The sequence below is a fragment of the Streptomyces sp. NPDC093600 genome (genome assembly GCF_044764755.1).
GTDB lineage: Bacteria > Actinomycetota > Actinomycetes > Streptomycetales > Streptomycetaceae > Streptomyces.
The window spans coordinates 37376-60989 of record NZ_JBIWIU010000005.1 but is presented as its reverse complement, the minus strand read 5'-3'; the positions used below and the strand labels follow the sequence as shown (position 1 = coordinate 60989).

Below are 23614 nucleotides of genomic sequence, written 5' to 3'. Positions count from 1 at the left end.
ACGGCAGGACCCTAGGAGGATTTGAGTGCCGGAGCCGTGTGACGGCTCCGGGTGCCGAGATGGTGGAAGAAGAGATTGAGCGTGACGGCGACGAGCGCGCCGGCGCTGATTCCGGAGCCGAGCACGGTCTGCGCCCAGGCCGGGAATCCGGCGTAGAAGGTGGGAGCGGCGAGCGGGATGATGCCCGCTCCGAGCGCGACGGCCACCAGGATGATGTTGGAGCTGTCGTCGAGGCCCGCTTCGGACAGCGTACGGATGCCGGAGACGGCGATCGAGCCGAAGAGGACGATGCCGGCGCCGCCGAGGACGGGCATCGGGACCATGGAGACGACCGCGCCGAGGACGGGGAAGGCACCGAGGACGAGCAGGGCTCCGCCGGCGACCGCCACCACATAGCGAGAGCGGACCCGGGTCAGCGAGACGACGCCGACGTTCTGGGCGAAGGCCGAGGTGGGGAAGCCGCCGAAGACGGGTCCGAGGAGGGTGGCGATGCCGTCCGTCCGCAGGCCCCGGGTGATGGTCCTCCCGTCGCTCCTGCGCTCGCAGATCTCGCCGAGGGCGAGCATGCCGGCGCTGGACTCGGTCATCAGGACGAGCATCACGATGCACAGCGAGAGGATCGCGGCGGGCTGGAACTCCGGGGCGCCGAAGGCGAAGGGGCCGGGCAGCGCCGCGACGGGTGCTTCGCTCAGGGCGCCGAAGTCGGCCATCCCGAAGGGGATCGCGGCGAGCGTACCGATGAACAGGCCCAGCAGCAGGGCGATCTGCTTGACGAAGCCCTTGCCGAACCGCTGGAAGAGCAGGATCACGACGAGCGTGAAGGCGGCCAGAGCCAGGTACCGGGTGGCGCCGAAGTCGGCGGCCTCCTTGTTCCCTCCCTGGGCCCAGCTCACCGGCACGGGCATCAGGGTCACTCCGATGAGGGTGATCACGACGCCGGTGACGAGCGGGGGGAAGAAGCGGAGCAGCCGGCCGAAGAACGGTCCGACGGCGAGGCAGAAGACTCCGGCGACCATCACCGCGCCGTAGATGGCGGGGAGTTGGTGGCCGGGGGCGCTGGTCTCGGCGATCGCCAGCATCGGCGCGATGCCGGCGGAGGAGGCCGCGTTGACGAACGGGAGCCGGTTGCCGGCGAAGCGTCCGGCCCCGATGGTCTGCAGGATGGTGGCGCAACCCGCGATGAGCAGGCTCGCGGCGATCAGCCGGGTCATTCCGGCGGCGTCCAGGCCGACCGCCTGGCCGATGATCAGCGGAGGGGTGACGACGCCCGCGTACATGGCGGCGATGTGCTGGAGCGCGGCGGGAACCAGCCGCGCGGGCGGAAGCTTCTCGTCCACCGGGTGGACGGGTGACGTCCTCGACTCCGGTGGGGTGGGACAGGGGCCTTCTAGGGGTGCCGGCCCGACTGCGGGCTGTGCCATGGGTGGGTCCCTCCGGTCTGGTGGCGGCCCCGCCCGACTGCGGGCGGGCGGGGACCGCTACTCAGTGCCGCTTAGAGGTTGGTCATGTCGACCGGGATGTGCGCCGTGGCTCCGTCGCGCAGCACCGTGGCCTCGATGAGGCCGTACATGCGGTCGGCGGCGTAGTAGACCTCGTTGTCGTTCTTGAGCCCGAAGGGCTCCAGGTCCACCAGGAAGTGGTGCTTGTTCGGGAGCGAGAAGCGGACCTCGTCGATCTCCGAACGGTGGTTGATGATCCGCGAGGCCATCTGGTACAGCGTCTGCTGCAGCGAGAGGGAGTACGTCTCGGCGAAGGCCTGGAGCATGTGCTTCTTCGTCTCGGCGTACGACCGCTCCCAGTTGGGCATGCGCTGGTCGTCGTCGGTCCAGTTGAAGCGCCAGCGGCCGGACACCTGCGTGGCCAGGATGCGGTCGTACGCCTCCTGGAGCGTCGTGTACTTGTCCTTGATGTAGCCCCAGAACTCCGAGTTGGTGGAGTTCATCACGACGAGGTCCTTGAGGCCGGAGATGACCTCCCACTTCTCGCCGTCGTAGGTGATCTGGGTGACCCGGGTCTCCTGGCCCTGGCGGACGAAGGAGTGGTTCACCTCGTCGGAGCCGATGAACTTGGAGTTGGCGTCCGAGGTCGCGATGCGATCCCAGGCGTACTCCTCGATCCGGATCCGGGCCCGGTGGATCGGCTCCTGGCTGGTCACGAAGTGGCGCGCCAGGTGGATGCCGAACTGCTCCGCCGACTCGATCCCGTACTCCTTGGCGAAGGCGAATACGGTGTTCTTGGTCGTGTCGGTGGGCAGGCAGTGGGCGTTGGAACCCGACAGGTGGACGTCGTCGAGGTCGCCGGAGAGGGCGACGGAGACGTTCAGGTCCTTGATGTGGTGGGTGTCGCCGTCCCGCGTGATCTTGACGACGCGGTTCTCTGCTTTGCCGTACTGGTTCTGGCCGAGAATCGTGGGCATGTCTGCTAGCTCCCTCGGTAAACGGAGTAGCCGAACGGGTTGAGCAGCAGCGGTACGTGGTAGTGCTCGCCCGGCTCGACGGCGAACGTGATCGCCACCTCCGGGAAGAACGCACCGCTGTCCCTTACGCGGGGGGCGTCCTGCTGCGCCTCGGCTTGCTTGTTGGAGAAGTACTCCTCGACCTCGAAGTCGAGTCGTACGTGGGTGGTGCCCTCCGGCAGGGCCGGCAGGTCCTTGCAGCGCCCGTCCGCGTCGGTGGCGGAGCCGCCGAGCGTGACCCACTGCGCGTCGGAGCCGCTCCGGGCCGCGAGCGTGATGGCCACGCCCTCGGCGGGGCGGCCGATGCTGGTGTCCAGGATGTGGGTGGACACCGAGGCGGTGGTGTCGGTACTCATGCGGCGCTCTCTTCCTCTACGAGACGGGTCAGGCGGATGCGGTTGATCTTGCCCAGTTCGGTGCGGACGATCTCCCGCTCCACCTCGGGCGAGTTCTCGATCCGCTCGCGGACCGCGTCGCGCATCTGCTCGCCGGTCCTGCCGGTGGCGCAGATGAGGAAGACATGGCCGAACTTCTCCTGATAGGCCAGGTTGAGTTCGAGCATCTCGGCCTTGAGCTCCTCGGAGGCCCCGGCCATCCCGCTCTGTTCACGGGAGGAGGTCGGATCCCCGGCCTTCGGTCGACCGATCGGCGGGTGGCCCGCCATCGCCTCGGCCAGATCCTCGGCGGTCAGTTCGGCCATCGCGGCGTCGCTGGCGAGGAAGAGGGCTTCGACGGTGGCGTACGGGCGCTGGGCGACGAGCTTGCTCCCCCACGCCGAGCTGGAGCACACCTCGTGGAGCGCGGCGACAGCGTCGCTGTCCGCCGAGGTGTTGAACCGGGCGAGGCCCGGAGTCGTACCTGAAGTCACGGGAAGCCTCCGTGGCTGTTTTTCACTGTGCGTCGGACGGGCTGCGGATAGCTAACGCCCTCAGAAACACCACGTCAACACTTTGTTGAAAACTCGGCCACACAAAAGCCGCCGTCCCGACATCTGGACGGCGGCTCGTGATCGGACATGATCAACTAGCCGTTCTCGGCTGTCTTTTCCCTGTTCAGGGCGGTCTCCCTGTTCAGGTAGTTGTACACGGTGAACCGGCTGACCCCGAGGGCGCCGGCCACCGTCTCCACCCCATGGCGCACGGAGAAGGCACCGCGTGCCTCCAGCATCCGGACGACTTCCTGCTTGGCCTTGCGGTCGAGGGCGGACAGCGGCATCCCGTGCCGCCGTTCCATCGCGGCGAGGATGTGGTCGAGGGAGTCGGACAGCTGCGGCAGCCGAACGGCGAGCACGTCCTCCCCCTCCCACGCCAGCACCACGTCGTCCTGCTCGGCCTGCTCGGGCCCCAGTATCTCGGCGCCCATGGCGTCGACCAGCGGTTTCACCGCGGCGACCAGAGGGTGTTCGGTCACTTCTCGCCCTTCCCGATCACGTTCTCGCGGATCACGTTCTCGCCGATCACGTTGACCTGGAGGGAGACGCGGGTCGCGCCGGCCGCCAGGGATCTGCGCAGCAGCGCGTCGACCGCGGTCAGGACCTCGTCGGCGGGCCCCTCCGCGGTGTTGCCGAACGGACCGACGTCCACCGCGTCCAGCTCCGCCGCCTGGATGACCTCCCGCGCCACGACCGCGTGCGCGGGCGCCTCGTCCAGGTCGAACGGCTCGGTCGTGAACTCCACTCTCAAACGCACCATGGCCCCACGCTACTGGCCAGGAGTGGACCGACGGCAGCCCTGACCTGCCGAAGGCTCTTGACAAGTGGGGCGCACCGCTTGCAACATTCCGTCAGACAGAAAGTTACTTCCGCAATACGGAAGGAGCGCCGCCCCTCATGGCCCGCTTCTCAGAAGGCGCAGTCACGGACCAGCGCTTCGATGTGAACCTGTCGATCCTCTTCACGGAACTCCCGCTCCTGGAGCGCCCCGCGGCCGCCGCCGCGGCGGGCTTCACCGCGGTCGAGCTGTGGTGGCCCTGGATCGACACCGCCACCCCCGACCAGAGCGAGCTCGACGCGCTCAAGAAGGCTCTGGACGACGCCGGCACCCAGCTGGTGGGCCTGAACTTCTACGCCGGACAGCTGCCCGGCCCCGACCGCGGCGCCCTCTCCGTCCCCGGTGAGGAGTCGGACCGCTTCCGCGCCAACATCGACGTGGCGGCCGACTTCGCGGCCTCCGTCGGCTGCAAGGCGCTCAACGCGCTCTACGGAAACCGCGTCGACGGCGTGGACCCGCAGATCCAGGACGCCCTCGCCCTGGAGAACCTGGTCCTGGCCGCCCGCGCGGCCGACCGGATCGGCGCGATCCTGCTGATCGAGACCCTGAACAAGCCGGAGTCGCCGCTCTACCCGCTGGTGAGCGCCCCCTCCGCGATCGAGGTCGTCGACAAGGTCAACGCCGCCACCGGGCTCGGCAACGCCAAGTTCCTCCTCGACATCTACCACCTGTCGATGAACGGCGAGGACGTCAGCGAGGTCATCGCGCGGTACGCCGACAAGACCGGCCACGTCCAGATCGCCGACAACCCGGGCCGTGGCGCGCCGGGCACCGGCGACCTGCCGCTGGCGCAGCTCCTCGACGAGCTCAAGAAGGCCGGTTACGACGGCTGGGTCGGCCTGGAGTACAAGGCCGCCGACGCCGCCGCGTCCTTCGACTGGCTCCCGGCCGAGGCCCGCGCGGCCCGCTGACTTCCTCCCCGTACCACCAGTTTTTCGAGAGGCACCCTCACCATGAGCAATCTCCCCAAGATCGCATGGATCGGCCTCGGCATCATGGGCTCCCCCATGTCCGAGAACCTGATCAAGGCCGGCTACTCCGTCACCGGCTTCACCCTGGAGCAGGACAAGCTGGACCGGCTGGCCAAGGCCGGCGGCACCGCCGCCGCGTCGATCGCCGAGGCCGTCAAGGACGCCGACGTCGTCATCACCATGGTGCCCGCCTCCCCCCAGGTCGAGGCCATCGCCTACGGCGAGAACGGCATCCTGGAGAACGCGAAGTCCGGCGCGCTGATCATCGACATGTCGTCGATCACCCCGCAGACCTCCGTCGACCTGGCCAAGAACGCCAAGGAGAAGGGCATCCGCGTCCTGGACGCGCCCGTCTCCGGCGGCGAGGCCGGCGCCATCGAGGCCGTCCTGTCGATCATGGTGGGTGGCGAGCAGGCCGACTTCGACGAGGCCCTGCCGATCCTGGAGGCCCTCGGCAAGACCATCGTCCTCTGTGGTCCGCACGGCTCCGGCCAGACGGTGAAGGCCGCCAACCAGCTCATCGTCGCGGTCAACATCCAGGCGTGCGCCGAGGCCGTGGTCTTCCTGGAGAAGTCCGGCGTGAACCTCCAGGCCGCCCTGGACGTCCTCAACGGCGGTCTGGCCGGCTCCACGGTCCTGACCCGCAAGAAGGACAACTTCCTGAACCGGGACTTCAAGCCCGGCTTCCGGATCGACCTGCACCACAAGGACATGGGCATCGTCACCGACGCCGCCCGCAACGTCGGCGCGGCCCTTCCGGTCGGTGCCGTCGTCGCCCAGCTCGTCGCCTCCCTGCGTGCGCAGGGTGACGGCGGCCTGGACCACTCGGCCCTGCTCCGCGCCGTCGAGCGCCTCTCCGGCCAGCAGGTCTGACCCCAGATTTCCGGGTGGCGGCGGCGCTGACAACCTGTCCTGTCGCGCCCAGGCGCCGCCGCCACCCGGAACACTCCCCTTCGTTTTCAACAAACTGTTGACGTTCGCTTCAGCGGCTCTTTACGCTCCTGACACCGTCTCCAGTGCAGCTCCCGTACGGAAGGTCACGATGTCGAAGCGCGTGCTTACGACCGAGTCCGGCGCCCCTGTCGCCGACAACCAGAACTCCGCCACCGCCGGCGTCGGTGGCCCCATCCTCCTGCAGGACCAGCACCTGCTGGAGAAGCTCGCGCGCTTCAACCGTGAGCGGATCCCGGAGCGCGTGGTGCACGCCCGCGGCTCCGGCGCGTACGGCTACTTCGAGGTGACGGACGACGTCACGGGCTTCACGAAGGCGGCCTTCCTCTCCGAGGTCGGCAAGCGGACCGAGACCTTCATCCGCTTCTCGACCGTGGCCGACTCGCTCGGTGGCGCGGACGCCGTCCGCGACCCGCGCGGCTTCGCCCTGAAGTTCTACACCGAAGAGGGCAACTACGACCTCGTCGGCAACAACACCCCGGTGTTCTTCATCAAGGACCCGATCAAGTTCCCCGACTTCATCCACTCCCAGAAGCGCGACCCCTTCACGGGCAAGCAGGAGCCGGACAACGTCTGGGACTTCTGGGCGCACTCCCCCGAGGCGACGCACCAGATCACCTGGCTGATGGGCGACCGCGGCATCCCGGCCTCGTACCGTCACATGAACGGCTACGGCTCCCACACCTACCAGTGGACCAACGAGGCGGGCGAGGCCTTCTTCGTCAAGTACCACTTCAAGACGAACCAGGGCATCCGCTGCCTCTCCGCCGAGCAGGCCGCCGAGGTCGTCGGCTCGGACGCCAACTCGCACCAGACCGACCTGCTGCAGTCCATCGAGCGCGGTGTGAACCCCTCCTGGACCCTGTACGTCCAGGTCATGCCGGCCTCCGAGGCCGCGGACTACCGCTTCAACCCGTTCGACCTCACCAAGGTGTGGCCGCACGCCGACTACCCGCTGCAGCGCGTGGGCCGTCTGGTCCTCGACCGCAACCCGGACAACGTCTTCGCCGAGGTCGAGCAGGCCGCGTTCTCCCCGAACAACTTCGTCCCGGGCATCGGCCCGTCGCCGGACAAGATGCTCCAGGGCCGCCTCTTCGCCTACGCCGACGCCCACCGCTACCGCCTCGGTGTCAACCACACCCAGCTCCCGGTGAACGCCCCCAAGGCGACCGTGGCGGACAACTACGGCCGCGACGGCTTCATGGCCACCCGCAACGGCTCGCGCACGGACAAGAACTACGAGCCCAACTCGTACGCCGGTCCCTCGCAGACCGACGCCGCTCTCTCCGCCCCGCTGGCCATCGCCGGCTGGACCGGCACGCACGAGGCGCCGCGACACAACAAGGACGACGACTTCTTCCAGGCCGGTGAGCTCTACCGCCTGATGTCCGAGGACGAGAAGGGCCGTCTGATCGCCAACATCGCCGGCGGTCTGTCCCAGGTCTCCCGCGAGGACGTCATCGAGAAGAACATCGCGCACTTCGCCGCCGCCGACCCGGAGTACGGCAAGCGCGTGGAAGAGGCCGTCCGCGCCCTGCGCGAGGACTGACCCACCCGGTCACCAGACCGCGTACGGCATCCGACGGGAGGTCAGATGCCGTACGCCGTCCGGACCGGCGGCCCGGATGAGGGGTGGCCGACGGTACGGACAGCGTGAGGACCGCGGCGGCGACGAGCCAGTGCGGTGGTAAGGACGTCCGGCTCCCCTTCTTGACCTGAAGGAAGGGGACCGTCCTGGACGCCCGTCGTCGCCGCCGCGGTCCCAACGCCCACCTCCCCCTATGCTCCGCCCGGCGGCGCGAACGTCCTGTCGCGCCAGCCTCGCACCGTCGGGCGGTTTCAGACGAGAGCGCGGAACCAGGTTTACGGTCCCTGGTTCCGCGCTCTTTCGCGTGCCCGCTCGGGGTCCGGAGAGGCGCTCACGCCGCCGTCCGCCGGTCCTTTTCGGGAGCCTGCCGCGGTGCGGTGGAACGCCCCTCGGCGAGGACGAGCGTGAGGGTGACCACGAGCGAGGCCCCGGCGAGCAGCGCCATGGCCGTGCCCGGCGAGGTGAACTGGGCGACCGCGCCCGCCAGAGCGGCGCTGAGCCCCTGCAGCGCGAGCATGCCGGAGGTGTGCAGCCCGAGCGCGTGGCCGCTCAGCTCCTCGGGAACCAGCGCCATCAGCCGCTCCTGGTGGATGAGGCTCGCGCCGTAGCCGACCGCGGACACCGTCACGGCCGCGACCGCGAGCGGCAGTCCCGGATCCCGTACGAAGAGCAGGTAGGGGGCCGCGAGGAGCGCCAGCAACGGCGCGCCCAGGCGGGCACGCGCGGCCGGCGGCAGGAAGCGGCCCACGGCCGTGTCCCCGGCCAGCATCCCGAGCGCGCCGCAGGCGAAGAGGAGACCGGCGTGCTCGGGGGCGTACGGGACGAAGAGGGACTCGCAGCCGACGATCAGGCCGTTGGGAATCCAGAGGGTGAGGTAGAGGCGCCGGCGGGGCGGGGAGGACCAGAGCCGGGCGTTGGTCCGCCAGGTCTCCGCGGCCGAGGGCCGGCCGGTGACGCGCGGCGCCCGGCGGGACAGACCCGTCCGGGCGATCAGCGCCGCCAGGAGATAGAGGGCGGCGCCGGTCAGCAGCGCGCCGCGCGGCGAAAGGAGCACGACCAGCAGACCGCCGGTGGCGAACCCGGCGATCTGGCAGAGCCCGGCGGCCATGTTCATCACCGAGCGACCGAGCAGATAGCCCTCCCGGGCCAGGATCTCCGTCAGCAGTCCATAGCGGACGCCTCCCCCCACCGAGCCGGCCAGACCCTCCAGGAGCAGGATCGCGAAGATCGCCCCCACCGGCAGCCCGGGGACGGCCTGGACCGCGGTGCCGAGGGCGTGGAGCAGCGCGACGCCGGCGAGGGTGCCGCGCGGCGGCAGCCGGTCGGACGCCGACAACAGCGCGATCGCCCCCAGGAGTTGGGCGAGGGACGGGCCGAAAAGGGCGAGCGCCGAGAGGAACGGCGAGCCGGTGGACCGGAAGACGAGCGTGGCCAGGCCGAGGCCGGCCACCGTCTGGGCGGCGACCTGGACGGCGGCGGTGAGGAAGAGCGGGGTGTATTCGGGCGTGCGGAACAGGTCGCGGTAACTGCGCATGATCCGGAGTCTTCGGGAGCGCCGCGCCGGGCGTTACTGTTTCGTGGGGAGGCGAAACATGGGCTGGTGGCAGATCGACGCGGACGCGCTCGCGGGCAGCCGCTTCGTCGTGTCGCCGCTGACCGAGACCGTCGCCGCGCTCAAGACGCTCGACCGGGCGGTGGCGGCACATCCGGGTGAGCGGTCCTGGCTGGCGGCTCATCTTCCCTCGTACCGCAGCCGTTTGACGGCCGATCCGGTCGACGCCCTGCTCGTGCGGGCCGCGCTCGGCCCGACCTGGAACGCGGACTTCGTCACCCCCACCCCGCTCGGCGAGGGCGAGCGGAGCTTCGAGGAGGAGCTGGCCGCCGTACGGGAGACGCACCCGGTCTCCGCCGTCGGTCAGCTCGCGGTGTCGCTGGGCGGGCCCGTACCCGATCCGCTGCGATCGGCCGCCGATCTGCCGGAGCGGATGGCCGACATACTCACGTGGGTGTGGCGGGAGACGGTGCTGCCGAGCTGGCCGCGCCGTCGCCGGATCATCGAGGCGGACGTCGTCGCCCGCACGGCGCGGCTGAGCCGGGGCGGGTGGGCGGCGGCGCTGGACGAGCTGGCTCCGGGCAGGCTGCGCTGGCTGGGCGACGGGCGGCTGCAGGTCAACTCGCGGGAGTATCCGCCGCGTTCGGTCGACGGCGGGCGGCTGCTGTTCGTACCGGTGACCGGGAGCGCGGGCTGGGTGTCGTGGGAGGGGACGGAGCGGTACGCCGTCGTCTACCCGTGCGCGGGCGCCCTGGCCGATCTGGAGGGTCCGGCCGTGCCCTCGGCCCTTGCCGCGCTGCTCGGCACGGCGCGGGCCGGGGTGCTCGTACGCCTGGAGACCCCCAAGTCGACCAGTCAGCTGGTGGCGCTGACCGGTCAGGGGCTCGGCTCGGTGGGGCGCCATCTGAAGGTGCTGCTCGACGCCCGGCTCGTACGGCGCAGGCGGGCGGGAAGGTCGGTCCTCTACTCCTGGACAGGGGCCGGGGAGGCGCTCGTACGGGCGCAGGCGTGACCTGACGTGAAGCCTGAAACGCGGGAAGGCCCCCGTCCCGGTGCTCTCGGGGCGGGGGCCGTTCGTCCGGCGGTCGATCAGACCTTGAGGGTCTTGATCGCGGTCGGGGCGTGGCCCGGCTCGGTCGCGAGCTCCTCGAACTCGGTGACGTCGCTCATGTCGACCGTCTTGCTCATGGCGATGTTGGTGATGCGCTCCAGGATGGCCTCGACGACGACCGGGACCTGGAATTCGACGGCCATCTTCTTGGCCTGCTCCAGGGCCTCGCCAAGCTTGGCCGGGTCCTCGACGCGGATCGCCTTGACGCCCAGGCCCTCGGCGACCTTGACGTGGTCGACGCCGTAGACGCCGAGCTCCGGGGTGTTGATGTTCTCGAACTCGAGGTTGACCTCGAAGTTGATGCCCAGGCCGCCCTGCGCCTGGCGGATCAGACCGAGGTAGGCGTTGTTCATGAGGACGTGGACGTAGGGGACCTTGTGCTGGGCGGCGACCGCCAGCTCCTCGATCATGAACTGGAAGTCGTAGTCGCCCGAGAGCGCGACGACCGGGGTCTCCGGGTCGGCGGTGGCGGCGCCGATCGCGGCCGGGATGGTCCAGCCGAGCGGACCGGCCTGGCCGCAGTTGATCCAGTGGCGCGGCTTGTAGACGTGCAGGAACTGCGCGGCGGCGATCTGCGAGAGGCCGATGGTGGTGACGTAGCGCGTGTCCGTGCCGAACGCCTTGTTCATCTCCTCGTAGACGCGCTGCGGCTTCATGGGGATGTTGTCGAAGTGCGTACGGCGCTGCAGCGTGGCCTTGCGCTCCTGGGCGGAGGCGGCCCAGGCGGAGAAGTCGGGCAGCGTGCCGGCGGCCTTCCACTCCTTGGCGATCTCGACGAAGAGCTCGAGGGCGGCCTTGGCGTCGGAGGCGATGCCGTAGTCCGGGGCGAAGATCTTGCCGAGCTGGGTGGGCTCGACGTCGACGTGGACGAACTTCCGGCCCTTGGTGTAGGCGTCCATGTTGTAGCCGGTGTGGCGGTTGGCCCAGCGGTTGCCGATGCCGAGGACGAAGTCCGACTCCAGGAAGGTCGCGTTGCCGTAGCGGTGCGCGGTCTGGACGCCGACCATGCCGGCGGCCAGCTCGTGGTCGTCCGGGATGGTGCCCCAGCCCATGAGGGTGGAGATGACCGGGATGCTGGTCAGCTCGGCGAACTCGACCAGCAGGTCGGACGCGTCGGCGTTGATGATGCCGCCACCGGCGACGATCAGCGGACGCTCGGACTCCAGGAGGAAGTTCAGCGCCTTCTCGGCCTGGGCGCGGGTCGCGCGCGGCTTGTAGACCGGCAGCGGCTCGTACGTCTCCGGGTCGAACTCGATCTCGGTCAGCTGGACGTCGATCGGCAGGTCGATGAGGACAGGGCCGGGACGGCCGGAGCGCATCAGGTGGAAGGCCTGCTGGAAGACGCCCGGGACCTGCGCGGCCTCCAGGACGGTCGTCGCCGCCTTGGTGACCGGCTTGGCGATCGTGGCGATGTCGACGGCCTGGAAGTCCTCCTTGTGGAGCTTCGCGACCGGGGCCTGGCCGGTGATGCACAGGATCGGGATCGAGTCCGCGATCGCGGAGTACAGACCGGTGATCATGTCGGTGCCGGCGGGGCCGGAGGTACCGATGCAGACACCGATGTTGCCGGCCTTGGCACGGGTGTAGCCCTCGGCCATGTGAGAGGCACCCTCGACGTGACGGGCGAGGGTGTGGCTGATGCCGCCGACGTTCTTGAGCTCGCGGTAGAAGGGGTTGATCGCCGCGCCGGGCACGCCGAACGCGTGGCTGACACCTTCGCGCTTGAGGATCTCAACGGCCGCTGCGGCGGCGGTCATACGAGGCATGGGAGGGCTCCTGCTTCGGCCAGGCGGAATCGGCGCCCCATCACTCCGGGGCTGATTCCGTATTGCGGAAGTATTGTTCTGCTATGTGGAAGCAATGTAGGTCGGGGTGGTGAGAGCCGTCAAGGGATCCATGGACGGCGATGGCCGAACTCCCTCCCCCGCCGGCTCGGATTGGTGGACGATGGGGTCGGACAGAACAGGGGGTTCGGCGTGGGTGTGGCTGAGTCGGTACGGGTGCGCTGCCCGGAATGTCTGCGGGAGCAGAGCTATGCGGTACCGGTCTTCCCGTGCGCCTGCGGCACACCGGTCGTGCCACCGGTGATCCCCGGGGCGACGGGCGAGCCGATCACGCACCGCAACTGGACGGACGAGTGGGTCACGGTCCGGTGCGTCGCCTGCGGCCGCGAGGACGAATGGCCCCACCCCGAGCTGGGCTGCGCCTGCGGCACGGTCCTCCGCGTTCCGGTCCTTCCGCCCGGGACGGGAGGCGGAGCGGCCGGTACGGCGCCCGAAGGCGGGGAGTGGCGGGACGGGGCGCCGAGCGTACCCGGCGAGGGCGACCGCCGGCCCGCACCCGCGCCCGCGCCGTACGGCGGCCCGCGCACCGGCGGCCCTGAGGGCGCGCGTACGGGGACGCGGGCGGGCTCCTGGGATGGGGTGGCGAGCCCGTGGGGCGGCGCGGACGCCTGGGGCCAGGGCGACGCGCAGGACAGTGCGGAGGACGGCGGGCGGGGCTTGCGCGGTGGTGAGCCACGGGCGGGCGGCGCGGGCGACCTGACGTGGCCGGAGCACCGGGACGACGCGGGCGCCTGGACGGAGGGCGTGGCACGAACCGGAGACCGGGATCACGGGGCCGGTCGGCCTGATGGCGGGCGCGGTGAACCGGAGAGCGGCCGGCCTGACGGCGGGCGCGGCGGACCGGAGAGCGGCCGGCCTGACGGCGGGCGCGGCGGACCGGAGAGCGGTCGGCCTGACGGTGCGCACGGCGGACCGGAGAGCGGTCGGCCTGACGGTGCGCACGGCGGACCGGAGAGCGACGGCTGGGGTGACGCGGCCCTGCTCGATGGCACGGCGCAACCCGGCCTTCCCGCCGCCGAGGCCGGCGGACAGCCCGGCGCCGGGGCCACCGGCCTCATGGAGACGCCGGACGGTGCCGGCCGAGGCCGGGGCGCGATACGGCCGCACGGTGACCCGGACCGGCCTTCCGTGCCCGCCGGCGCGGCCCCTCGGGCGGCGTACCGGCCGGTGGTCATCCGGACCGCGCGGGACGCCGTCGCCGCGTCCGCCGGATATCTGCGCTGGCTGGGGTTCCGGGATGTCGTCCAGCCCGAGGAGCGGTCCACCTCGGGCGTCGACCTACGGGCGCCGGGCCTGGTCGCCCAGGTCGATCCGAGCACCCGCCCGTCGACACTGCGCGCCGTCGAGTGCCTCTGGCTCAACGGCCTCAGCAGCTCGGCCGCCGGCGTCTTCTTCTCGCTCGCGGGTTACACCCCCGACGCCCGGTCCCGCGCCGACGACCTGGGGATCCCGCTCTTCGTCCTCGACCTCACCGGCACGCCTCAGCCGGTCAACTCCCACGCCGAGAAGCTGATCTCCGCGCCGAGCGGGTAGCGGCGGGCGCGTGCGCGGCGGGGCGGCGCGTGCCCGGCGGGGCGGGCGCGGCGGGGCGGCACGGGCGTGTGCCCGGCGGGCGGCACGACTGCCGGGCGCGCCGCGCCCGTAGACCCCTACGGGCGGCAGACGCCGCGCGGGGGCGCCGGGCCTCGTCGCCGGAGGCCCGGAACCGCCGGCGCATCCCGGCAACCGCAACCAGCGCCGCCACACCGCCGGGCCTCGTCGCCGGAGGCCCGGAACCCACGGCGCCCCCGACGACCGCACCCGGCGGGACCCCACCGCCGGGCCTCGTCGCGCCGCGCGGAGGGGTGCCGGCCTCGTCGCCGCCCGGCGACCTGCGCGACCACACCGCCGCGACTGCCGCCACCGCACCGACGGCCCGGCCACCCTGACGCCCCGGCGCGCCGAGCCGATCCGGCCGGCGCGTTCCGGGGTGTCCAGAGCCTCTGATTCCGGCCATCCGCGCGTGACGATCATGCTTCCCGTGGGCAGAACTCCCTTGGGGGGTGGGCGTGATGCCGACGCAGATGTGGTGGTTCCTCGTTGTGGCCTGCGGCCAACTGGCTCTCGCGGCCGCTTTGTTGCGAATCCGCAGTCCGCGGCGGGTGGAGCTCTCCCCCCAGGCTCTCGCTCTGCTGCGGGGCGGCCCGCGGGCCGCCGTCACCGTCGCGCTCGTCGCCCTGCACCAGCGAGGGGCGGTGGCCGCCGGCCGCAAGGGAACGATTCGCGCCAACGGCGGGCCGGGACGGGCCCCGGACCCGGTCCAGTTGGGCGTGCATCGCTCGCTCCAACGAGCCCTGGACGTCCGGGCCTTGGTCGCCCGGCCCCCGGCGCGCCGGGCCCTCGAAGCCCTGCGGACCGAGCTCGGGCGGGACGGGCTGCTGCGCCCGCCGGGCAGGCTGCGGGCCGCGCGGGTCACGCTCGGCTGCGTACCGCTCACCGTGGCCGGAGGGCTGCTGACCGCCGCGCCGTCCGGGGCGGCACTCGCCCTCTCGCTCGGCCTGGGCGCCGTACCGGTCCTCGCGGCGACGGCGCTGTTCCTGCTGCCGCCGACGCCCCGCGCCACGCGCCGGCTCCTCGCCGGACTGCGCGAGCGGCACCCGCTGCCCGCGCACCGCGCCGAGGTCACGGACGGCAAGCTGGTCCAGCTCTACGTCGCTCTTCACGGAGACCCCGCGCTCGCCCTCTTCCTCCCCCGCTTCTCCCGGGACGGCGGCCTGCTCGCCCGGGGCGGCGAAGCCGACCCCGGCCGGCTCTAGGGAGTCCCCGGACACGGCCTGAGGCCGCGCCATACTCGTCCCATGCGCATCCGGGTGGCCGCACCGGCCGAACTCTTGTTGCTCCAGGACATCGAACGGGCCGCCGGCGAGCCCTTCCGCTCCCTCGGTATGGCGGTCATCGCCGACGACGAGCCCCTGCCCCTGGACATCCTGGACGCCTACCGGCGGGACGGCCGCGCCTGGGTGGCGGTGAACACGGACGACCGCCCGGTCGGCTATCTGCTGACCGACACCGTCGACGGGGCGGCCCACATCGAGCAGGTCTCGGTGCACCCGGCCGCCGCCCGTCGCGGCATCGGACGCTCGCTCATCGAGCACCTGGCCGCGGGTGCGGTACGGCAGGGGCTGGCCGCGCTCACGCTGACGACCTTCATCGAGGTCCCGTGGAACGCCCCGTACTACACCCGCCTGGGCTTCCGCGCCCTCGACGAAGCGGACCCCGGTCTCACGGCGGGGCTCCGCGCCATCCAGCGGGCAGAGGCCGCGCACGGCCTGGCCACCTGGCCGAGGGTCTGCATGCGCCGCGAGCTGGTCCCCGGGCCCCGCTCCCCTCAGCCGGCCCCGCTCCCGTCCCCCGCCCCGTAACGCTCCCGCAGCTCCACCTTCCGCACCTTCCCGCTCACCGTCATGGGGAACTCGGCGAGGATCTCCACCCGGCGCGGGATCTTGTAGTGCGCCAGCCGGTCGCGGCAGAAGGCCGTGACGTCCTCCAGGGTCGGCGGGTCCGCCGGGTCGCGGGGGATCACGCAGGCGAGGATCTCCTCGCCGTAGCGGGGGTCGGGGACGCCGACGACCTGGACGTCGGCGATCTTCTCGTGACCGTGGAGGAACTCCTCGATCTCCCTCGGGTACACGTTCTCGCCACCCCGGATGATCATGTCCTTGATCCGGCCGACGATCTGCACGTATCCGTCGTCGCGCATCACCGCCAGATCGCCGGTGTGCATCCAGCGGCCCGCGTCGATCGCCTCGGCGGTCTTCTCGGGCTCGTTCCAGTAGCCGAGCATCACGCTGTAGCCACGGGTGCACAGCTCACCGGCCGTCCCGCGCGGAACCGTGGCGCCCGTGGCCGGGTCGACGATCTTCACCTCGACATGCGGCAGGACCCGGCCCACCGTGCCCGTACGGCGTTCGAGGTCGTCCTCGCGCCGGGTCTGGGTGGAGACGGGCGAGGTCTCGGTCATGCCGTAACAGATCGACACCTCGGCCATGTTCATCTCCGCGACGACCCGCTTCATCACCTCCACCGGGCAGGGCGAGCCCGCCATGATCCCGGTGCGGAGCGTCGAGAGGTCGTAGCTGCCGAAGTCGGGGAGGTTCAACTCCGCGATGAACATGGTCGGCACGCCGTACAGCGAGGTGCACCGCTCCTCCTCGACCGCGCGGAGCGTGGCCGCGGGGTCGAAGGACGGGGCCGGGATGACCACGCAGGCGCCGTGCGAAGTGGCGGCGAGATTGCCCATCACCATGCCGAAGCAGTGGTAGAAGGGGACGGGGACGCAGATCCGGTCCTGCTCGGTGTAGGCGAGCATCTCCCCGACGGAGTAACCGTTGTTGAGGATGTTGCGGTGGGAGAGGGTCGCTCCCTTGGGGAAGCCGGTCGTCCCCGATGTGTACTGGATGTTGACCGGATCGTCGCAGGAGAGCGGGGCCGGCCGGAGCCCGCCGGCCGTACGGTCGAGCAGCGCGTCCCAGCTCGCGTCGCCGAAGTAGACGGTCTCCCGCAGATCGGGGCATTGGGCGGCGACTTGGTCGACCATCGCGTGGTAGTCGCTGGTCTTGTGCGCAAGCGACGCGAAGAGCAGTGAGATCCCGGCCTGCCGGAGCACGTACTCCAACTCGTGGGCGCGGTAAGCGGGATTGATGTTCACCATGATGGCGCCGATGCGGGCGGTCGCGTACTGGACGAGCACCCACTCGGCGCAGTTGACCGCCCAGATCCCCACCCGGTCACCCTTGGAGACCCCGCTGCCGAGCAACGCGGACGCCAACCGCTCGACGTCGCCGCCGAATCGGGCGTACGTCCAGCGGCGCCCGGTCGGCACGTCGACCAGTGCCTCGCGGTCGGGCCAGGTGGCGACGGCGCGGTCGAGGTCGGCCCCGATGGTGTCGCCGAGCAGCTCGGTGGTGCCGGTCCCCCGCTCGTACGACAGCCGCGGTTCACCGGCCGCAGCCGTCGCGCCCTGCTTCGTGTCGTACGGAGTCCGCTCGCCGGTCCCGCCGGTCCCGGCGCTCATCCGAGGTCCCCCTCGCTGTACTCCGTGCCCGCGCCGTCGCCGTTCGCCGTACGCTCGCGCAGCTCGATCCGGCGGATCTTGCCGGAGACCGTCTTCGGCAGCTCGGCGAACTCGATGCGCCGCACCCGCTTGTACGGGGCGAGCACCGCGCGCGAATGGGCGAAGAGCACCTTGGCCGTGTCGGCGTCCGGCTCCCAGCCCTCCGCGAGGACGACGTACGCCTTCGGGACCGCGAGCCGCAGCGGGTCGGGGGCCGGGACGACCGCCGCCTCGGCCACCGCCTCGTGTTCCAGGAGCGCGCTCTCCAGCTCGAACGGCGAGATCTTGTAGTCGGAGGCCTTGAAGACGTCGTCACTGCGCCCGATGTACGTGATGTAGCCCTCGGCATCCCGCGAACCGATGTCTCCCGTGCGGTAGTAGCCGCCAGCCATCGCCTCGGCCGTACGCTCGGGGTCCCCGTGGTAGCCGGTCATCAGCCCCACCGGATCGTTCGAGAGGTCGAGGCAGATCTCGCCCTCGTCGACGTCCGGCCGCCCGCTCACCGGATCGATCAGCGTGACCCGGAAGCCGGGGCTCGGCCGGCCCATGGAGCCCTCCTTGAGCCGCTGCCCGGGGCTGTTGGAGACCTGGACGGCGGTCTCCGTCTGGCCGAAGCCGTCCCGGATGGTGACGCCCCAGGCCCGCCGTACGGACTCGATGACCTCGGGGTTGAGCGGTTCACCGGCGGCGACGACCTCGCGCGGAGGCTTCCTCAACTGGGTGAGGTCGGCCTGGATCAGCATCCGCCAGACGGTCGGCGGGGCGCAGAAGCTGGTCACGCCGTGCCGGTCCATCTCGGCCATCAGCCGGGCCGGGTCGAAGCGGGTGTAGTTGTGGATGAAGACGGTCGCCTCCGCGTTCCACGGCGCGAAGAGGTTGGACCAGGCGTGCTTGGCCCAGCCGGGCGAGGAGATGTTCAGATGCACGTCGCCGGGCATCAGCCCGATCCAGTACATCGTCGCGAGATGGCCGACGGGGTACGAGGTGTGGGTGTGCTCGACCAGCTTGGGCCGGGCGGTGGTGCCGGAGGTGAAGTAGAGCATCAGCGGGTCGTCGGCGCGGGTGACGCCGTCCGGCTCGAAGACCTCGGCCGCGGCGGGCGTCCCGAGGGTCCCGGGCGCCTCGCAGGCCCCGGGTCCGCCGTATGCCTCCTCGTAGCGCAGCCAGCCGCTCGGAGCGGCGGTGCTGTCCGTACCGACGGCGATACGGATGTACTCCCCCGGTACGTCGTCGAACTTGCCGGTGTCCTCGGCGCGCACGATCACATGCCGGGCCCGGCCGCGCTCGACGCGGTCGCGCAGGTCGGCGGGGCCGAGGAGCGGCGTGGCCGGGATGACGACCGCGCGCAGTTTCATGGCGGCGAGAGCGGTCTCCCACAGTTCGGTCTGGTTGCCGAGCATGACGATGATCCGGTCACCGGCGCGTACCCCGCGCGCCCGCAGCCAGTTGGCCGCCCGGTCGGAGCGGGCGGACATCTCCGCGAAGCTCAGCTTCGTCTCGGAGCCGTCCTCCTCGACGATGTGCAGGGCAGTTCTGTCGTTGCCTGCCGCGATGACGTCGAACCACTCGAGCGCCCAGTTGAAGCGGTCGGGCCGCGGCCAGGCGAAGCCTTCGTACGCCGTCTCGTAGTCCGCGCGGTGCTCCAGCAGGAAGTCGCGGGCGGCCCGGAACCTCTCCGTCGCGCTGGTAGCCGTCATGTGTCCTCCTCGTTGCGGGACCGGTCACGGACATCGTGTAATCAGTGACCCAGGTCTCACTACCCCCGTTCGGGGGTGAAGGAGTGTTCCGTGCCCGAGCAGACGCAAGGCGTGGAGATGCGGGCGGCGCTGCTGCGGCTGCGCCGCGCGACCGGGCTGCAGGTGGTCTTCGGCGGGCTGCTGCACGACGGCCGGCGGCTGAGGATCGCGGAGCTGACAGGGGCGCTGACGCCGGCCCTGCACGGACTCGCGGTCACCACGGGGAGCGGGCTCGGCGGGAGGTGTCTGGCCCTGGCGCGTCCGTGCGCGGTCACGGACTACCCGTCCGCGCGGCACATCACCCACGAGTACGACGGGGCGGTGGCGGCGGAGGGCCTGCGTTCGGTGATCGCGGTGCCCGTCGTCGTACGGCGCACGGTGCGCGGGGTGCTGTACGGGGCGTTGCGCGAGGCCCTCCCGATCGGTGAGCGCGTCCTCGACGCGGCCGTGGCGGCGGCCCGGGACGTGGAACAGGCGCTCGCGATACGCGACGAGATGTACCGGCTCCTGCCCGGGTCCGCCTCTGGGTCCTCGGGGTACTCGGGAGCTTCGGGGCGGTCCGGGCCCTCGTGGGAGGAGGTTCGGCAGGCGCACGGGGAGCTGCGGGAGCTGGCTCCCCGGATCGACGACCCGGAGCTGCGGGCGCGGCTGCTCGCGGTGTGCGGGCGCCTGGAGACCGCGTCCGCGGGGCCCGAGCGGCCGACGGGTGTGACGCTGACGCCGCGCGAGACGGATGTGCTGGCGGCGGTGGCGTCGGGGGCGACCAACGCGGTGGCGGCGTCACGGCTGGGGCTGCGCCCGGAGACGGTGAAGGGCTATCTGCGCTCGACGATGCGGAAGCTGGGGGCCCACACCCGGCTGGAGGCGGTGGTGGCGGCTCGCAGGGCGGGATTGCTCCCGTAGCGGGCGGACCGGGAGCGCCACGGCAACGCGAGTGGGGCCTGATGAGCGCACTACACCTCGACGGCACCGAACCGGATCTCGTACGGAAGCCCCTCCTGGGCCATGACCGCGAGCAGCCGCTCCGCCTCGCCGGTCAGCTCGGCGCGCTCGCTCCTGCTCGTCCGTCCGAAGGGCTGGACGGTCATCGTCGTGCGGTCCTTGGTCTCCTCCAGGGTCCAGAGCCCGGCGAGGAGGCCGTCGTACAGGAAGACGCGGTGCGCCTGGTTCCCTTTCCATCTGCGCTCGCTCGCGCCGGCGGGCATGAGGCGGGTGCGGTCGGCGTGGGAGAGCAGCAGATTGTCGAACTCGGGCAGGAAGCGCGGCGGAGCCGGGGTGTCCTCGTCGGGGCGCGGGGCGTCGGGGAGGTCGAACAGCTCGACGCCGTGCTCGTCGCGGAAGGTGAGGAGCTGGGGGCGGAGGCGCTCGAAGGCGTCCCGGAGCCGGGTGAGGCCGGACCAGGTCTGCATGTCCTTCACTGAGGCGGGGCCGAAGGCGGCGAGATAGCGCAGCACGGTGGCGTCGGGGGCGGGGGCCGGCTCGGCGGCGCGGCCGAACCATGCCTCGGCGGTGGTCAGGCACACCTGCCCGCTCCTGCGCCACAGGCCGCGCGGGGTGACCTGGACCAGGGGCAGCAGACAGCGCGCGGCGACGGTGAGGGCCAGGGGATCGGCGTGGGGCCAGTCCACCAGGAGCGCCTCGCGGATCTCCTTCGGGGTGCGGGGGCGCTCCTCGACGAGCTCTCGGGCGAGGGCGGCGAGCCGGTCGAGGTCGACGCCGTCGAGCCCCTTGCGGAAGATCGTGAGCTCGCGGTCGCGCGCCGCCTGCACCAGGGGCCGCAGGGTGAGCACGTCGTCGGCGGTGTGGGTGTGGAGGGTGGAGCGCATGGTGACGATCCGGGCGACCTCGCGCGCCTCCATGAGCGCGGAGAGCTCCTCGGGCCCGAACCCTTCGAGCCGGGCGGCGAGCGCGTAGTACGGCGGCTTGGTGTTCTGCGCCTGGAGGCCGACGAGATGCGAGACGGCGTCCTTGGCGGACAGCTCGGCGCGGGTCAGCAGCAGCTGTCGCGCGAGCGTGGCGCGGCCCAGCGCACGGGCGGTGAGAACCGGGGCGGTCGACGTGGAGGCCATGGAAGGAACGCTACTCGGGCTTGAGGACAGTTACCGTCCGCGGGAGGGGACGGTGCGGCGGCTGGGGCCGCCATCGCGCTGTCGCGATTCGCCCCGTATATCCTGCCCGAGGACCCTGATGAACGACCTGGTCAAGGCCCCTGATAAACCCCCCAGACCGAAGACCCTGACGAACCGAAGACCCTGACCGAAGACCCCGACCCGGGGACTTGACCGCGAAGGTGGACCACGATGTCGGAGCGCCGCCCCCGGGCAGCATGGCGGCGTCAGCCGGACCCGCCGGCCGACGCCACGCCGGTGGAGCCCGCCGCGAACGGCGCCACGCCGCCGGCCGACGGCCCGGGCGTCGTGCGGGGCACCGTGTACCGCGACGGGCACCGGGTCTCCTCCCCCGACTCGCTCGCCGAGACGTTCCGCCAGCTGCGCGAGTACCCGGACGGCATGGCCTGGATCGGTCTCCACCGCCCCACCGAGGCCGAACTCCACTCCCTGGCGGCCGAGTTCGATCTGCACGAGCTGGCGATCGAGGACGCGCTGGAGGCCCATCAGCGCCCCAAGCTGGAGCGGTACGGCGACACGCTCTTCGTCGTCCTGCGCGCGGCCCGCTACCTCGACGCGCAGGAGGAGGTCGACTTCGGCGAACTCCACGTCTTCGTCGGCCAGGACTTCGTGATCACGGTCCACCACGGTCCCGCCCCGGACCTCTCGGCGGTCCGCCACCGCATGGAGGAGAACCCGGCACTCCTCGCCCTGGGCCCCGAGGCGGTCCTGTACGCGATCCTCGACGCGGTCGTGGACGGCTACGCCCCGGTCGTGGCCGGAGTCCAGAACGACATCGACGAGATCGAGACCGAGGTCTTCGGCGGCGACCCCGCCGTCTCCCGCCGCATCTACGAACTCTCCCGCGAAATGGTCGAGTTCCAGCGCGCCACCCGCCCCCTGGTCGGCATGCTGCACGGCCTGATGGCCGGCTTCGCGAAGTACGGCACGGACGAGGAACTCCAGCGCTACCTCCGCGACGTGGCCGACCACGTCACCCACACCAGCGAGCGCGTGGACGGCTTCCGCCAGGCCCTGACGGAGATCCTGACGGTGAACTCGACACTGGTCACCCAGCAACAGAACGCCGAGATGCGCGCGTTGGCGGAGGCCGGCTTCGAACAGAACGAGGAGATCAAGAAGATCTCCTCGTGGGCGGCCATCCTCTTCGCCCCCACTCTGGTGGGAACCATCTACGGCATGAACTTCGACACCATGCCGGAGCTGAACTGGACCTTCGGCTATCCGTTCGCGATCCTCCTGATGGCTGTGGTGTGCACCAGCCTGTACTTCATCTTCAAGCGGCGCGACTGGCTGTAGCGCTGACCACGGAAGCGACATAAAATTCTCAACCGCGAATGCCCCTGAGAGGCTCTTTCAGCCCCGGCCGCAGAGCGGCGGTCGGCGCCGATACGGGGATCGTGAGGTGCTGGCCGCGATCGTCTTCGTGGCCACGGGCTGCACTTGGCGGCAGCTGCCACAAGCCTTCGGCCCTCTCGGGGCCGACCGCACACCGGCGCTTCACCGAGTGGACCGGCTTACGATCGCAGCCGTTCTGCTGGCTCAACCTCTACCGGTCGTCGCTGGCGCTCCTCGACGCGCTCGCCGCCGCGTTCCTGATCCGGGGCAAACGCCGAGGAACCGACCTCGCCTGCGCCATCATGGCGACCCACTGCGTCGCCAACTGGTACGCGATCTACGGCATCCAGCACAGCAACCTCGCCGCTCAGCCGGGCCTTCAGCGGCCAACCGTTTTCGCCGTACTTGTCCTGGGAACGGCACCGTTCATCCGACGGCACCTCACCCATGGAGAGGACCACCGAGCACAGACGCCCCGTTTGGTAGGGAGGGTGGGGTGGGTGCGCCTACCACCGCCCCACCCTCGCGATCTAATGAACTTCAGGACCAGTACGGCCGTCACCCGTGGAGACGTCACCGACGACGTACCCGCCCGCGGCGACGGATCGCTCACCTGTGACCCGTACAGCACCACCCGCATCAGCCGGGGGCGGTTGGGGCGCCCTCCTAGCCGGCCGACGGCTGGGTTCGGGCGCTGTTGAGTTGTGGTCGCCGGTGGAGATGTTGCCGGTGACGCTCCCGCCGATGCCGACCGCCCGGACTCCGCTGACCGTGACCGACGCTGCCGCCGACTGCGGGGCGGCCCGCTTGAGTGCGTACACCGACACCCCCAGACCAGCCAGACCTGCAAGCGCCCCTAGCACGCTGGCCACTTGGTCGGCGGTATCAAGATCACGCGCCACGACGAAAGCGAGCAGCCCTCCGGCCGACAAGGCCCCGACGACCGCGCCAGCCCAGGCAAGCACCCTCTGCTGCTGTGTCATATCGACCATCATCGGCTACGACACGGTCACCAGTCACGGACAGAAGAACTGGACTTAGCCATTCCGCGCCGCGCCAGCGGGAGGACCGCTGCCCC

21 protein-coding genes and 1 pseudogene are annotated in these 23614 nt (G+C 71.1%); 10 read left to right on the top strand and 12 right to left on the bottom strand.

Annotation, left to right across the window (positions count from 1 at the left end; translation table 11 throughout):
- Window positions 1-11: 11 nt before the first annotated feature.
- From ACIRB4_RS15030 to ACIRB4_RS15005, 6 genes are all read right to left on the bottom strand, one after another.
- Entirely contained in the window at window positions 12-1421 is a 1410-nt protein-coding gene (locus ACIRB4_RS15030) for a nucleobase:cation symporter-2 family protein (RefSeq protein WP_403291333.1), read from the bottom strand.
- Window positions 1422-1492: 71 nt separating this feature from the next.
- The gene (gene pucL, locus ACIRB4_RS15025) at window positions 1493-2416 is read right to left on the bottom strand and encodes a factor-independent urate hydroxylase (protein WP_403291331.1); all 924 of its coding nucleotides are present in this window, start codon (window positions 2414-2416) and stop codon (window positions 1493-1495) included.
- A 5-nt stretch (window positions 2417-2421) separates the two neighbouring features.
- Window positions 2422-2811, bottom strand: a complete 390-nt coding sequence (gene uraH / locus ACIRB4_RS15020) for a hydroxyisourate hydrolase (protein ID WP_403291330.1) — start codon at window positions 2809-2811, stop codon at window positions 2422-2424.
- Entirely contained in the window at window positions 2808-3323 is a 516-nt protein-coding gene (uraD, locus tag ACIRB4_RS15015; protein ID WP_403291328.1) for a 2-oxo-4-hydroxy-4-carboxy-5-ureidoimidazoline decarboxylase, read from the bottom strand. Before uraD ends, uraH begins: the two co-directional genes overlap by 4 nt.
- A 155-nt stretch (window positions 3324-3478) precedes the next feature.
- Window positions 3479-3817: a helix-turn-helix domain-containing protein gene (locus ACIRB4_RS15010; protein WP_403291840.1), complete on the bottom strand. Its 339-nt coding sequence runs from the start codon at window positions 3815-3817 to the stop codon at window positions 3479-3481.
- A 44-nt stretch (window positions 3818-3861) separates the two neighbouring features.
- A complete protein-coding gene (locus ACIRB4_RS15005; protein ID WP_403291838.1) occupies window positions 3862-4143 on the bottom strand; it encodes a thiamine-binding protein in 282 nt (93 codons plus the stop codon).
- 140 nt (window positions 4144-4283) lie between these two features.
- Here ACIRB4_RS15005 and ACIRB4_RS15000 point away from each other — a divergent pair, with 140 nt between their 5' ends.
- From ACIRB4_RS15000 to ACIRB4_RS14990, 3 genes are all read left to right on the top strand, one after another.
- Window positions 4284-5135, top strand: coding sequence for a TIM barrel protein (locus ACIRB4_RS15000; RefSeq protein ID WP_403291326.1), 852 nt, complete (start codon window positions 4284-4286; stop codon window positions 5133-5135).
- Window positions 5136-5177: 42 nt separating this feature from the next.
- Complete coding sequence (locus ACIRB4_RS14995) at window positions 5178-6068, top strand: 2-hydroxy-3-oxopropionate reductase (protein ID WP_403291324.1); 891 nt, start codon at window positions 5178-5180, stop codon at window positions 6066-6068.
- A gap of 169 nt (window positions 6069-6237) precedes the next feature.
- The gene (locus ACIRB4_RS14990) at window positions 6238-7695 is read left to right on the top strand and encodes a catalase (protein ID WP_403291323.1); all 1458 of its coding nucleotides are present in this window, start codon (window positions 6238-6240) and stop codon (window positions 7693-7695) included.
- A gap of 370 nt (window positions 7696-8065) precedes the next feature.
- Here ACIRB4_RS14990 and ACIRB4_RS14985 read toward each other — a convergent pair whose 3' ends face one another.
- The gene (locus tag ACIRB4_RS14985) at window positions 8066-9268 is read right to left on the bottom strand and encodes an MFS transporter (RefSeq protein WP_403291322.1); all 1203 of its coding nucleotides are present in this window, start codon (window positions 9266-9268) and stop codon (window positions 8066-8068) included.
- 58 nt (window positions 9269-9326) lie between these two features.
- Between ACIRB4_RS14985 and ACIRB4_RS14980 the strand changes: the two genes are divergently transcribed.
- Window positions 9327-10298 carry a transcriptional regulator gene (locus tag ACIRB4_RS14980; protein WP_403291320.1) on the top strand — a complete coding sequence of 324 codons (972 nt, stop codon included), beginning with the start codon at window positions 9327-9329 and terminating at the stop codon, window positions 10296-10298.
- Between the two features lie 77 nt (window positions 10299-10375).
- Here the strand turns inward: ACIRB4_RS14980 and gcl are convergent, their stop codons facing one another.
- Window positions 10376-12163, bottom strand: coding sequence for a glyoxylate carboligase (gene gcl / locus ACIRB4_RS14975; RefSeq protein ID WP_403291319.1), 1788 nt, complete (start codon window positions 12161-12163; stop codon window positions 10376-10378).
- A 210-nt stretch (window positions 12164-12373) separates the two neighbouring features.
- Between gcl and ACIRB4_RS14970 the strand changes: the two genes are divergently transcribed.
- The 3 genes from ACIRB4_RS14970 to ACIRB4_RS14960 all read left to right on the top strand — a co-directional run bounded on the left by ACIRB4_RS14970 (window position 12374) and on the right by ACIRB4_RS14960 (window position 15642).
- The gene (locus ACIRB4_RS14970; RefSeq protein ID WP_403291317.1) at window positions 12374-13774 is read left to right on the top strand and encodes a hypothetical protein; all 1401 of its coding nucleotides are present in this window, start codon (window positions 12374-12376) and stop codon (window positions 13772-13774) included.
- Window positions 13775-14292: 518 nt separating this feature from the next.
- On the top strand, window positions 14293-15036 hold the full coding sequence (locus ACIRB4_RS14965; RefSeq protein ID WP_403291315.1) for a TIGR04222 domain-containing membrane protein: 744 nt from the start codon (window positions 14293-14295) through the stop codon (window positions 15034-15036).
- Between the two features lie 42 nt (window positions 15037-15078).
- Complete coding sequence (locus tag ACIRB4_RS14960) at window positions 15079-15642, top strand: GNAT family N-acetyltransferase (RefSeq protein ID WP_403291314.1); 564 nt, start codon at window positions 15079-15081, stop codon at window positions 15640-15642.
- Here the strand turns inward: ACIRB4_RS14960 and ACIRB4_RS14955 are convergent.
- Both ACIRB4_RS14955 and ACIRB4_RS14950 read right to left on the bottom strand, forming a co-directional pair.
- Window positions 15609-17294: an AMP-binding protein gene (locus ACIRB4_RS14955; RefSeq protein WP_403291313.1), complete on the bottom strand. Its 1686-nt coding sequence runs from the start codon at window positions 17292-17294 to the stop codon at window positions 15609-15611. The genes ACIRB4_RS14960 and ACIRB4_RS14955 overlap by 34 nt on opposite strands.
- Entirely contained in the window at window positions 17291-19030 is a 1740-nt protein-coding gene (locus ACIRB4_RS14950; protein WP_403291311.1) for an AMP-binding protein, read from the bottom strand. The genes ACIRB4_RS14955 and ACIRB4_RS14950 overlap by 4 nt, the downstream gene beginning before the upstream one ends.
- Window positions 19031-19120: 90 nt before the next feature.
- On the opposite strand from ACIRB4_RS14950, the gene ACIRB4_RS14945 reads away from it, so the two are divergent.
- Window positions 19121-19972 carry a response regulator transcription factor gene (locus ACIRB4_RS14945; RefSeq protein ID WP_403291309.1) on the top strand — a complete coding sequence of 284 codons (852 nt, stop codon included), beginning with the start codon at window positions 19121-19123 and terminating at the stop codon, window positions 19970-19972.
- Between the two features lie 50 nt (window positions 19973-20022).
- On the opposite strand, the gene ACIRB4_RS14940 is transcribed toward ACIRB4_RS14945, so the two are convergent.
- On the bottom strand, window positions 20023-21138 hold the full coding sequence (locus ACIRB4_RS14940) for a winged helix DNA-binding domain-containing protein (RefSeq protein ID WP_403291307.1): 1116 nt from the start codon (window positions 21136-21138) through the stop codon (window positions 20023-20025).
- A 231-nt stretch (window positions 21139-21369) separates the two neighbouring features.
- Between ACIRB4_RS14940 and ACIRB4_RS14935 the strand changes: the two genes are divergently transcribed.
- Both ACIRB4_RS14935 and ACIRB4_RS14930 read left to right on the top strand, forming a co-directional pair.
- Entirely contained in the window at window positions 21370-22497 is a 1128-nt protein-coding gene (locus tag ACIRB4_RS14935; RefSeq protein WP_403291305.1) for a magnesium and cobalt transport protein CorA, read from the top strand.
- A gap of 64 nt (window positions 22498-22561) precedes the next feature.
- A pseudogene (locus ACIRB4_RS14930) lies at window positions 22562-22787 on the top strand (transposase); the annotation flags it as partial.
- Between the two features lie 279 nt (window positions 22788-23066).
- On the opposite strand, the gene ACIRB4_RS14925 reads toward ACIRB4_RS14930, so the two are convergent.
- Window positions 23067-23519 carry a hypothetical protein gene (locus ACIRB4_RS14925; protein WP_403291881.1) on the bottom strand — a complete coding sequence of 151 codons (453 nt, stop codon included), beginning with the start codon at window positions 23517-23519 and terminating at the stop codon, window positions 23067-23069.
- Window positions 23520-23614: the final 95 nt, after the last annotated feature.

Coding starts and splice junctions, on each gene's coding strand:
- gcl (WP_403291319.1), bottom strand. CDS start 12,163: ATGCCTCGTATGACCGCCGCCGCAGCGGCCGTTGAGATCCTCAAGCGC.
- ACIRB4_RS14995 (WP_403291324.1), top strand. CDS start 5,178: ATGAGCAATCTCCCCAAGATCGCATGGATCGGCCTCGGCATCATGGGC.
- ACIRB4_RS14990 (WP_403291323.1), top strand. CDS start 6,238: ATGTCGAAGCGCGTGCTTACGACCGAGTCCGGCGCCCCTGTCGCCGAC.
- ACIRB4_RS14965 (WP_403291315.1), top strand. CDS start 14,293: ATGCCGACGCAGATGTGGTGGTTCCTCGTTGTGGCCTGCGGCCAACTG.
- ACIRB4_RS14950 (WP_403291311.1), bottom strand. CDS start 19,030: ATGACGGCTACCAGCGCGACGGAGAGGTTCCGGGCCGCCCGCGACTTC.
- ACIRB4_RS14935 (WP_403291305.1), top strand. CDS start 21,370: ATGTCGGAGCGCCGCCCCCGGGCAGCATGGCGGCGTCAGCCGGACCCG.
- ACIRB4_RS14940 (WP_403291307.1), bottom strand. CDS start 21,138: ATGGCCTCCACGTCGACCGCCCCGGTTCTCACCGCCCGTGCGCTGGGC.
- ACIRB4_RS14980 (WP_403291320.1), top strand. CDS start 9,327: ATGGGCTGGTGGCAGATCGACGCGGACGCGCTCGCGGGCAGCCGCTTC.
- pucL (WP_403291331.1), bottom strand. CDS start 2,416: ATGCCCACGATTCTCGGCCAGAACCAGTACGGCAAAGCAGAGAACCGC.
- ACIRB4_RS15010 (WP_403291840.1), bottom strand. CDS start 3,817: ATGGGCGCCGAGATACTGGGGCCCGAGCAGGCCGAGCAGGACGACGTG.
- ACIRB4_RS14985 (WP_403291322.1), bottom strand. CDS start 9,268: ATGCGCAGTTACCGCGACCTGTTCCGCACGCCCGAATACACCCCGCTC.
- ACIRB4_RS15000 (WP_403291326.1), top strand. CDS start 4,284: ATGGCCCGCTTCTCAGAAGGCGCAGTCACGGACCAGCGCTTCGATGTG.
- ACIRB4_RS14955 (WP_403291313.1), bottom strand. CDS start 17,294: ATGAGCGCCGGGACCGGCGGGACCGGCGAGCGGACTCCGTACGACACG.
- uraH (WP_403291330.1), bottom strand. CDS start 2,811: ATGAGTACCGACACCACCGCCTCGGTGTCCACCCACATCCTGGACACC.
- ACIRB4_RS15030 (WP_403291333.1), bottom strand. CDS start 1,421: ATGGCACAGCCCGCAGTCGGGCCGGCACCCCTAGAAGGCCCCTGTCCC.
- ACIRB4_RS14925 (WP_403291881.1), bottom strand. CDS start 23,519: ATGACACAGCAGCAGAGGGTGCTTGCCTGGGCTGGCGCGGTCGTCGGG.
- ACIRB4_RS14960 (WP_403291314.1), top strand. CDS start 15,079: ATGCGCATCCGGGTGGCCGCACCGGCCGAACTCTTGTTGCTCCAGGAC.